At 42.0% G+C, this 8,696-nt stretch carries 11 protein-coding genes; 8 read left to right on the top strand and 3 right to left on the bottom strand.

Annotation, left to right across the window (positions count from 1 at the left end; genetic code table 11):
• The first annotated feature begins 1 nt into the window (after position 1).
• Complete coding sequence (locus ACE1CM_RS36995) at positions 2-151, top strand: Imm1 family immunity protein (RefSeq protein ID WP_374883703.1); 150 nt, start codon at positions 2-4, stop codon at positions 149-151.
• A gap of 60 nt (positions 152-211) precedes the next feature.
• On the opposite strand, the gene ACE1CM_RS36990 is transcribed toward ACE1CM_RS36995, so the two are convergent.
• The 3 genes from ACE1CM_RS36990 to ACE1CM_RS36980 all read right to left on the bottom strand — a co-directional run bounded on the left by ACE1CM_RS36990 (position 212) and on the right by ACE1CM_RS36980 (position 1,302).
• Complete coding sequence (locus ACE1CM_RS36990) at positions 212-454, bottom strand: hypothetical protein (protein ID WP_374883930.1); 243 nt, start codon at positions 452-454, stop codon at positions 212-214.
• A 10-nt stretch (positions 455-464) separates the two neighbouring features.
• The gene (locus ACE1CM_RS36985) at positions 465-770 is read right to left on the bottom strand and encodes a type II toxin-antitoxin system HigB family toxin (RefSeq protein WP_374883929.1); all 306 of its coding nucleotides are present in this window, start codon (positions 768-770) and stop codon (positions 465-467) included.
• A gap of 259 nt (positions 771-1,029) precedes the next feature.
• Positions 1,030-1,302, bottom strand: coding sequence for a hypothetical protein (locus ACE1CM_RS36980; protein WP_374883928.1), 273 nt, complete (start codon positions 1,300-1,302; stop codon positions 1,030-1,032).
• 487 nt (positions 1,303-1,789) lie between these two features.
• On the opposite strand from ACE1CM_RS36980, the gene ACE1CM_RS36975 reads away from it, so the two are divergent.
• From ACE1CM_RS36975 to ACE1CM_RS36945, 7 genes are all read left to right on the top strand, one after another.
• Complete coding sequence (locus ACE1CM_RS36975; RefSeq protein WP_374883927.1) at positions 1,790-3,547, top strand: DUF6798 domain-containing protein; 1,758 nt, start codon at positions 1,790-1,792, stop codon at positions 3,545-3,547.
• A gap of 342 nt (positions 3,548-3,889) precedes the next feature.
• Positions 3,890-4,291: a hypothetical protein gene (locus ACE1CM_RS36970; protein WP_374883926.1), complete on the top strand. Its 402-nt coding sequence runs from the start codon at positions 3,890-3,892 to the stop codon at positions 4,289-4,291.
• 281 nt (positions 4,292-4,572) lie between these two features.
• Positions 4,573-5,424: a DUF1232 domain-containing protein gene (locus tag ACE1CM_RS36965; protein WP_374883925.1), complete on the top strand. Its 852-nt coding sequence runs from the start codon at positions 4,573-4,575 to the stop codon at positions 5,422-5,424.
• A gap of 722 nt (positions 5,425-6,146) precedes the next feature.
• A complete protein-coding gene (locus ACE1CM_RS36960; protein WP_374883924.1) occupies positions 6,147-6,311 on the top strand; it encodes a hypothetical protein in 165 nt (54 codons plus the stop codon).
• Between the two features lie 198 nt (positions 6,312-6,509).
• On the top strand, positions 6,510-6,815 hold the full coding sequence (locus ACE1CM_RS36955) for a PEP-CTERM sorting domain-containing protein (protein WP_374883922.1): 306 nt from the start codon (positions 6,510-6,512) through the stop codon (positions 6,813-6,815).
• A gap of 134 nt (positions 6,816-6,949) precedes the next feature.
• Positions 6,950-7,603, top strand: a complete 654-nt coding sequence (locus ACE1CM_RS36950; RefSeq protein ID WP_374883921.1) for a PEP-CTERM sorting domain-containing protein — start codon at positions 6,950-6,952, stop codon at positions 7,601-7,603.
• 122 nt (positions 7,604-7,725) lie between these two features.
• Positions 7,726-8,385, top strand: a complete 660-nt coding sequence (locus ACE1CM_RS36945) for a PEP-CTERM sorting domain-containing protein (protein WP_374883920.1) — start codon at positions 7,726-7,728, stop codon at positions 8,383-8,385.
• Positions 8,386-8,696: the final 311 nt, after the last annotated feature.

The following is an 8,696-nucleotide window of genomic DNA, read 5'->3' as shown; positions in this document are numbered from 1 at the left end:
ATTGGTTGTAGGCGGACAAGAAAGCGAATATCCAGCAAAAATGTGTGTAGACTTGCTGCGATGCCTGCTAGCAGCTAGAACCTTTACAGAATCAGGAAAACTCGATCCTTTACTAACTTGGCAAGAAGATACATCATTAATAGCAGCGTGACGCTCTCTCTTTCCTCTGCGTCCTCTGCGTCTCTGCGGTTCAAAAAAAAGCGATCGCACTTCAGCTATTAGGCAAGGAATTAATTCCTTCGATGGTTAGTGGATAGCGTTCATCTTCAAACTCTTCAATCAAAAGCACTAAAAGCTTTAAAATAGCATTTTGTTCGGGAGTACGGTTCTTGCAAGCCATTAACTCTTCGACAATCTCAAGATACCGCTCATTTTCCTCTTCGCTAGTAATAACTTGAGGTTGAATTTCAGCTAGCAAATATCGAGCAGCATTTGTCTCAAAAATAAGGGACATTTTTCCAATTTTACTTATTGTATTCAGAATGAGTTAAAACGTATTTGACATAAAAAAATTGGATTTCATATTCAATACTAACAATAAGTCTATAGTCATTACCTTTAATATTGAAAACAGTAAAATTGCCGACAGCATCAGCACTTGGGTAAACTTGCTGAACATCATCTAGACTTTGCCATTCTGCTTTCTTAGCCTTTCTATACCAATTGTCCAGAGGTGTGAAAGCATCAGCGTGTTGCTGGCAGAATTCTAGCAGTTTTTTACGGCTAATAATATGCATCCGCGATCGCTCACCCACAAATACTAAGTTCATATTCCCGGTTTATGGCAAAAATCTTCAATTGGGAAGTTATAGATCTGCCAAACAACCGGGAATAGTGCCTTTGTTGAGATCTTGCATCAGCCTCCCAACCCGCCCGGAAATAAATTTCAAAGGCTTTTAGCGAAAGTCGGTTAAAACCGACTAAATGCCATCAAACCCGTCCGTTTTAACGGACTTTGGCTGCTCGCTGTGGGAATTTATTCCCACAGCGGGCTAATGCTACGGTGCAAGATCTCAATTTACCTAAACATTACCGTCCCGATTTCCAACTCGATGAATCGGTAGATCCTACTTTCCGGTAGCGAACCAGGATAGTCATCACCCGATCCGAATTGGGTACTGGTGTCAAGCGACTCCACTCATCCACGTGAGCAAATCCCATTACGTAAAACTTGCGGATTTCTGCCATCACCCCCTCGCGGGAACCGACAATCATAAAGTCGATGGGTTCCCGTTCCGGTTCTCCGGGGTCAGAATTTGGACGCGAAGTTCCGTCAGAGTCCGAGATAAACTTTTCTGCCATGATATTTTCTCCTGTTTTTTGGATTTGGAACCAAAAAATCTAGCCACCCCGCAGGCAGCGCAAAGCAGGGTGGCTACGGAGAATGTTAAAATTCTCAATTAGCCTCCAGACTGCTCCTTACAGTGTGGGGGTCAAGCTGTCCATTGCTGTTGCAAGCGGCATTGGGCAGCGTACTAGATTTTTGGGCGGACACGGGTTGCTGTCGTTAAACTACAGCAACCTTAAACAGAGAGCATAGCGGGATTGGGGACAGGCGTCAAGATCCTGGTGGGGTTTCTTTACCAAACTTTAGGGAACGAGTCGGCGCATCTGCTATTGTGAGGGAATGCGTACGCTCCCAGTGGGAAAAGTTTACCTTCTTAGTTAATTCACCATATTTGACGTTATAACTATTTGCGGTTACATCAATATTGAGCTATAAAATGGGCAGCGAGACTTGAACTCTCTGCTCCAGTCCAACTTAGCACCTAGCTGATAAGAAGGAATTATGCCAGATAAGCAACCTGCACAAGTAATTATTGAAAAAATTAAAATTACTTTATTTCGTCCTAATATTTTTTACTTATTGACATTTTTAACATTGCTAATAAGTACATTTTTAATTAACAGATACTATATTTATTACGCCAACCAATCCCTACAAATCCCCCTAGTAAACTTACTCAACGACACTTCGCTTTATCCCAACGATCCATTTGTAGCTACCCTACCTAACTATTCTTCTAAATTATGGCCTTTAGTGGCTCTGGCTAATCGTTATATACCGCTAGAACCATTATTTTTCAGCCTTTTATTGTTAGAAAAAATCTTATTACTCTACGCTGCCGGAAATCTTGCCAAAACCTTTGTGCCGAATTCTTGGCTGGCTATGTTTGGCACAATGGCTATGTTCGCAGTGGGAGTAAAACCCATTTTTGGAGAAGGCACAATAGTAACGAATTATCTTGAGCAAACTGGCTTAGCAATTCCTTTTTTCTTACTGGCAATTTCATCATTCTATAAGGCTCGTCCAATTGCATGGGCTATTTGGTTATCAATTGGTTTTAATTTGAATAGTATGTATGGAGTTTATGCAATAACCTATTGCGGGGCATTTTTTATTCTAGATGTAAATTACCGGCAGGAATGGAAGAAATGGCTCGCCGCCTTTGGGCTATTTTTACTATTAGCTTCTCCAGCTATACTGCATACTTTATCTGCCTTCAGCCGGACTTCCACTAATAACGATTTGTGGCTAATTGCCTGTCAGTTGTTTTACCCCTGGCATTTTTATCCCCATGTTTGGAGTCCAAAAGGCATTGCTCTGTTTGCTGTTTTACTTTTTATAGTTGTTGCTCTAGTCTACAAAAATAAGCACAAGCTAGAGAAACTATTTAAATTTGTGACAATCGCCACTGTAGTTAGCGTAATTTGGTTGCTTTATGCGGTCTTAGCAGCTTATGTGGCAAAGTCGCCGTCTATGCTGGTGATGCATCCGGTAAGAGGTACTGATTTTTGGTATTGCATCGCGGGAACTGCCCTAGTTTCCATCTGTGGAATTGGAATTGAAGAAAATAGAAGTAGTCAACGGCGGTATATTTACGCAGCAGCTTTCGCAGCAACCATTATAATTTTGCATCCTATGGTTGAATCCTATATTGTTTATATTGTTGGATTTTTCCTGATTGCTGTCCTCCTAAAACCAGTCAGGTACTTTATCCTTGGCATGGAAGATTCTAAGTATTTGTCTTTAGCTATAACAATTTTGATTCTCTTGATAGGGGTGACAAACTTTGGGAGGGAATTAGCGAAGACTGGCAATATAAACGATGCACTGATTGGCAGACCATCATACGTTTACGAACAACTTGCCGATTGGGCAAGGTTGAAGACTTCTAAAGATGCCGTATTTCTTAATCCGCCCAATTGGGGTGATTGGACTTATTTTCGTGCTTTGGCAAAACGTTCAGTTTTCGTAAATTGGAATGATGCCGCCGCAATGCTTTGGCATAGACCATTTGTAGAAGTTTGGGCAGAACGTCTTAATGCACTTGGTCTCGACATTACCGAAGATGGACTGAATCATTTGAAGGCTAGAAGAAAACTGGGCGACCTCTATAACAAACTTGAAGATGAAGATGTAAAAAAAATGCAGCTTCGCTATTCAATAGACTATTGGGTGGTGCCGCTCAAAAAATCATCTAAATTTGCGATGGCTTTCCAAAATCAGTCTTACAAAGTCCTTGATTTGAATCAATCAAATTGACCTTAATACCGACAGCGTGCAATAAAGTGCGCTCCCTAGGATCGCTCTAAAAGCCTCACCCCTCCAATTGCATTATTGCTGCCTCTAGTGGATAGCGATCGCTAGAAAAAAATGTCGCATAAATAAGTGACACTCACTTGAGCTAACCCGAATGTGTTTAACACAAAAAAGCGACTGTCAGCCGATTGGATTAACAGTTATACATAAAGAAGAAATAGTTAGTCTTAAAAGTTAAAGAATATTATCTAGGTGGTGACAAAATTGAAACGGCGCTTAAGCTTTAGCTGTTTAAGACTGACTGCAAACAAAAACAACCAATTGACTGACAAAAGGAGATAAATCGTGACTACAGAATTAGAAATGAAAACCAACCTGATGCCGAACCAAGAAGTATCGGAAATGGCAATTGCAGCAGCATCTCCTGACAACCCAGGTCCGGAACAATTGTTCGCGGTTGTCAATGCTAATGGCACTCTCGCGCGCGGACTCTTTGCTGTCTCGTCAACAAACTTAGGCGCGGGTTTTTACGAGGTAATTTTCAGCCGTGACGTGACTCGCGGTGCGTACATCGCCACCATCGGTTCTTCCGCGACTTCCGGCATCGAACAGACTGGTCAAATCACCGTAGTCGGGCGGGCTGGTAACCCCAACGGCGTGTTTATTACGACTACCGACTCTGCTGGCAATTTCCAAAATCGCGGGTTCCACCTAGCGGTTCTCTGTCCGCAAGCCTTCGCGTCGTAGCTTGATATTTACTCCAGGTAAGGTTAGTCGAAATATAGGAAAAATAGGCATTTGCCAGTCCGAGAAACTGTGAAGTATTTTTCCCATATTTCGTCGTTCTACAACTACTTTAACTGAGAGATCGCACAGCGAAGTGCGATCTCTCTCTTTCCTCTGCGTCCTTGGCTTCTTGGCGGTTCAAATCCAAACAGCGATTTCCAAAAACAACCCGAATTTCAGCCTATTCAGTTAAGCTAGTAGGTGGTCAATCCTTACCCTACCGACTGCCATAGGTAATTATCATGTTTAAGCCAAATATTTTTGCCAAATTGCCTGAAACCGAAAGCCTTGCTTTTTATGGAGCCTTGTTTGCTATAGCGGCAGCAGATGGATCGGTGGATATTGAAGAACTTAATCTAATTTTTAAGAATATAGACTTTGCTCAATTATCCGACTCTGTAAAAAATCAAATCCAAACTTATGTCACCACACCCCCAGCATTAGACGAGTGTTTGAAAAACCTCAGTGAATCCGAAGATATTCTGCGCTTAGGCGTGATGTTTTTTCTCATCAACATTGCTTGGGTAGGAAATGCTATCAAACCGGAAGAAAAACAGGCGCTTGAATTAGCGAAAAAAGAACTAAGGATTTCAGACGCTCAAGTAAAGGCGATAGAGGAGTTTATTCAAACTATTAGAGAATTTCGACAAGGCGAGGATAAAAAACCGGGGGTCAAATATGTAAAGGCTGCTGTCGATAAGCTAAAAGCAGCAGGTATTCCTCTGAATTTAATCGATGCAAAAGGAACAACAACGAATCTATACGATCCATTAACTTATTCAGAAGAAAGTTTCTGGGAGAAACTGAAAAATTTTGCTTTAGTAGCGGGAAAGGAAGTCGTAGAAAAAGCTTTGTTACTTTACTATGCCCTTCAAAATCCCAAAGTACCTGTGTGGGCAAGAACGGTTATCTTGGGAGCATTAGCATATTTTGTATTTCCAGTTGATGCGGTTCCCGATATTTTTCCCGTTGTGGGATATACAGACGATTTGGGCGTATTGCTAGCCGCTATAGCGACTGTAGCAATCTATATTAACGATGAAGTGAAACAGCAAGCGAAACAGAAAATGCGAGATTGGTTCGGTGAAGAATAATATTATTATCCTAATGCAAGTTGCTAGTTATAAACAAGGGCGTTGCTAATTGCTAATTGCTAATATAGGATTTTTACTGACATTAGCCAGGGGAGTATGATCTCGATTTGGTCAGGACTTACGCAGGACAAGTCTATCACCAAAGTTTCTTGCTGCGATCTCTAGTTACCAAACCGACGATTTTTCATAGAAACTTTGGTGTTTGCGTAAGTCCTGTAGGTGAAGGGGGTAGGAGCGAAGTCTTCCATCACCCGCCCAGGCGGGTTTTGTTTTTCTAGCCGCGATTTCACTGGCGAGGATACAAATTATATACGTATAAATACGTAAGTAGAGAACAGGTTGGAAATTCTCCTAGCTGTTGCGTTAGCACTTCTTCAGGACTTACGCCAAGAAACAAAGGGCGATCCGAAAAATCGTTGGTTTGGCAACCAGAGATATGCCTCCCAACGCTAGCGCGAACGACGGTCTCACGTTTGTTTCTTTTCTCGTCGTGCGTAAGTCCTGTTATTTTTATTTCCTTCATAAAACACCCTGATTTGTGAATTTTCGATGAACATGCCGAAAAAATATTGATAATTAACATCGGGGTTTGTACTCTTGACATCAAGATGCTGGATGTGTGAAAGCTGATGCCGAGCGCCGATTGCATAAGACAGATGCGGCATCTACCCAAAGGATGAAATCAGTAGGGGCAGATATCAGCCCAAAGTGAAGGAGTAAGTATGGCTAACAGCATCTACCAAAAATTAGCATTAGCGACTGCTGGAACAGTTTTGAGCTTAGCTGTGATGGAAACTGCTTCAGTTCAAGCTGCCACTATCACCTATGATTTCACTGTGCATCTTACAAACGGTGATTTTAAAGGCAATTCATACTTCCACAGGTAAGGTACAGGGCTTTTCAGCTACAATGATTCAGAACCTAGCGGGGTATCTGAACTTTTATATCCTTATTTCGCGCCGTCAGATTTCAGTTTTGAGTTTCTTGGTAAAACCTACACAGAAAATAATCTAAGATATGGCACGTTAAAGGGCATAGCCATTCCTCCTTTTTCTTACCTAAGATTTAGCAAGCCTCAATTAATTATGGATCGTAGATTCTTTTTAATTCCAGGAGGAGAACTCACAAGAGCGAATTTTTACTTGACAGATATTGGCGGACAGGGAATTGGGTCATATATGATTAATTTCGAGGAAAACTCTAGTTTTTCCTTTTCGTTCTTCGAGCGGTTTCCTTATTACCCTACAAGTAGGGGTTCGGGAACTTGGAATTACACATTGCGTAAGGAACCGCCCTCGAATTCAGTACCGGAACCAGGTACAGTTTTTGGGCTAAGTATGTTGGGTTTTGGCTGGCTTTTGAGGAAAAAGAAAGCATCTTCCCATGCATAGATAAAGTTTTTATCCCAATTCGCCATCTTCAAAAACTCGCGATCGCTTTGGCCAGAGTAGGGTGTGCGATCGCACTATAACCAAAGCATGAAATCCACAAAGGACAGATATCAACCCAAATTGAAGGAGTAAGTATGGCTAACAGCATCTACCAAAAATTAGCATTAGCGACTGCTGGAACAGTTTTGAGCTTAGCTGTGATGGAAACTGCTTCAGTTCAAGCTGCCACTATCACCTATGATTTCAATGTAAATATCACTGATGGCCCGTTACTTGGCAACCAATATAGTGGTTTTTTCAGCTACGATGACGCTTCTCCCTCTGGTGCAGGTGGTCTACTTCTTCCTTTTTTCGACGTAACAGAATTCAATTTTGACTTCCCGCAAAGAACTAATACCCCCTCTCAATTATTTATTGATGGTCGTGTGTTTCCCTCTAGTCTTCCTTTACAATTTAGAGGGGGTGAAGTCGTTACCGACCCGTCTGGGCGACTGGTTTTGATACCGCGAGGGGGTGAGCTTGTTGGTTTCGCATTTTCCACATTTAATCCTTTGCGGCCTCCTTTTCCCGGTTTCTTTACTTTGTTCGGCTCGCCACGTGGGTTTTCTTTTACTTATCAACTGCCTCATAAACCTGGTGAAGCTATCCCAGGAGGAAATGGAAGTGGAACCGCTTCGCTGCGTACAACTCCGCCGACTGCAGTACCGGAACCCAGTACTATTTTTGGGCTAAGTATGTTGGGTTTTGGCTGGCTTTTGCGGAAAAAGAAAGCATCTTCTCATGCATAGATGCAATTCGCCATCTGCAAAAACTCGCGATCGCTTTGGCCAGAGTAGGGTGTGCGATCGCACTATAACCAAAGCATGAAATCCACAAAGGACAGATATCAACCCAAATTGAAGGAGTAAGTATGGCTAACAGAATCTACCAAAAATTAGCATTAGCGACTGCTGGAACAGTTTTAAGCTTAGCTGTGATGGAAACTCACCCGGCAAATGCGGCTATTATCACCTATGATTTTACTGTGAATATCACTAGCGGTTCGTTGTTGGGCAACCAGTATAGTGGTTTTTTCAGCTACGATGAATCAGCACCTAGCAGTTTCACTAGAGCCGGTTACATTCCTTATTTCCTGGTGTCAGACTTCAGTTTTGATTTTTTTGGTAAAACCTACACAGAAAAAGATGTGGTATACAATAATTCGCGGGCACCACAAGACCCTCCTTTTTCTTACTTAAGATTTACCAATCCTAGAGGTAGTGTGAATACTGCCGCATATTTCCTCCCAGGAGGAGAACTAGATAAAGTGAAATTTTACTTGACAGACTATAGTAGTATCTTCGGGGGTGGGTCATATTTTATTAATTTCTCTCCAAACTCTAATTTTTCATTTCTGTTCTTCGATCGGGTTCCTACAAATATTATTAGTTCGGGTGCAGGAACTTGGAAATACACATTGCGTGAAGAACCAACCTCGACTTCAGTACCGGAACCAGGTACAGTTTTTGGGCTAAGTATGCTGGGTTTTGGCTGGCTTTTGAGGAAAAAGAAAGCATCTTCCCATGCATAGATAAAGTTTTTATCTCATTTCGCCATCTGCAAAAACTCGCGCTCGCTTTGGGGATCCTAGGGTGTGCGATCGCACTAAGCTGCTAAGCACCTAATTTGAGAGCCAAATTTTACCTTCTTCTTGTGGGGTGGGCATCTTGCCCGCCTCTTTATTGGATTTAAATGCGTAGCAGCTTACAACCAAAGCATGAAATCCACAGGCGAGTGATATTCATGCTTGGTTGCAAATTTATCCTATACAGGACTTACGCAAAGAAACAAAGGGCGATCCGAAAAATCGTTGGGAGAGGAAACTCGAGATCGAGGTCGAAA

Origin of the sequence: Microseira sp. BLCC-F43, assembly GCF_041929235.1 — a bacterium.
Lineage (GTDB): Bacteria > Cyanobacteriota > Cyanobacteriia > Cyanobacteriales > Aerosakkonemataceae > Microseira.
The sequence above is the reverse complement of the archived record's forward strand: the minus strand, read 5'-3'. Positions and strand labels throughout refer to the sequence as shown.

Excerpts from the sequence above, each read along its gene's own strand:
- ACE1CM_RS36990 (WP_374883930.1), bottom strand. The coding sequence starts at position 454 with ATGTCCCTTATTTTTGAGACAAATGCTGCTCGATATTTGCTAGCTGAA.
- ACE1CM_RS36985 (WP_374883929.1), bottom strand. The coding sequence starts at position 770 with ATGAACTTAGTATTTGTGGGTGAGCGATCGCGGATGCATATTATTAGC.
- ACE1CM_RS36980 (WP_374883928.1), bottom strand. The coding sequence starts at position 1,302 with ATGGCAGAAAAGTTTATCTCGGACTCTGACGGAACTTCGCGTCCAAAT.
- ACE1CM_RS36975 (WP_374883927.1), top strand. The coding sequence starts at position 1,790 with ATGCCAGATAAGCAACCTGCACAAGTAATTATTGAAAAAATTAAAATT.
- ACE1CM_RS36965 (WP_374883925.1), top strand. The coding sequence starts at position 4,573 with ATGTTTAAGCCAAATATTTTTGCCAAATTGCCTGAAACCGAAAGCCTT.
- ACE1CM_RS36960 (WP_374883924.1), top strand. The coding sequence starts at position 6,147 with ATGGCTAACAGCATCTACCAAAAATTAGCATTAGCGACTGCTGGAACA.
- ACE1CM_RS36955 (WP_374883922.1), top strand. The coding sequence starts at position 6,510 with ATGGATCGTAGATTCTTTTTAATTCCAGGAGGAGAACTCACAAGAGCG.
- ACE1CM_RS36950 (WP_374883921.1), top strand. The coding sequence starts at position 6,950 with ATGGCTAACAGCATCTACCAAAAATTAGCATTAGCGACTGCTGGAACA.
- ACE1CM_RS36945 (WP_374883920.1), top strand. The coding sequence starts at position 7,726 with ATGGCTAACAGAATCTACCAAAAATTAGCATTAGCGACTGCTGGAACA.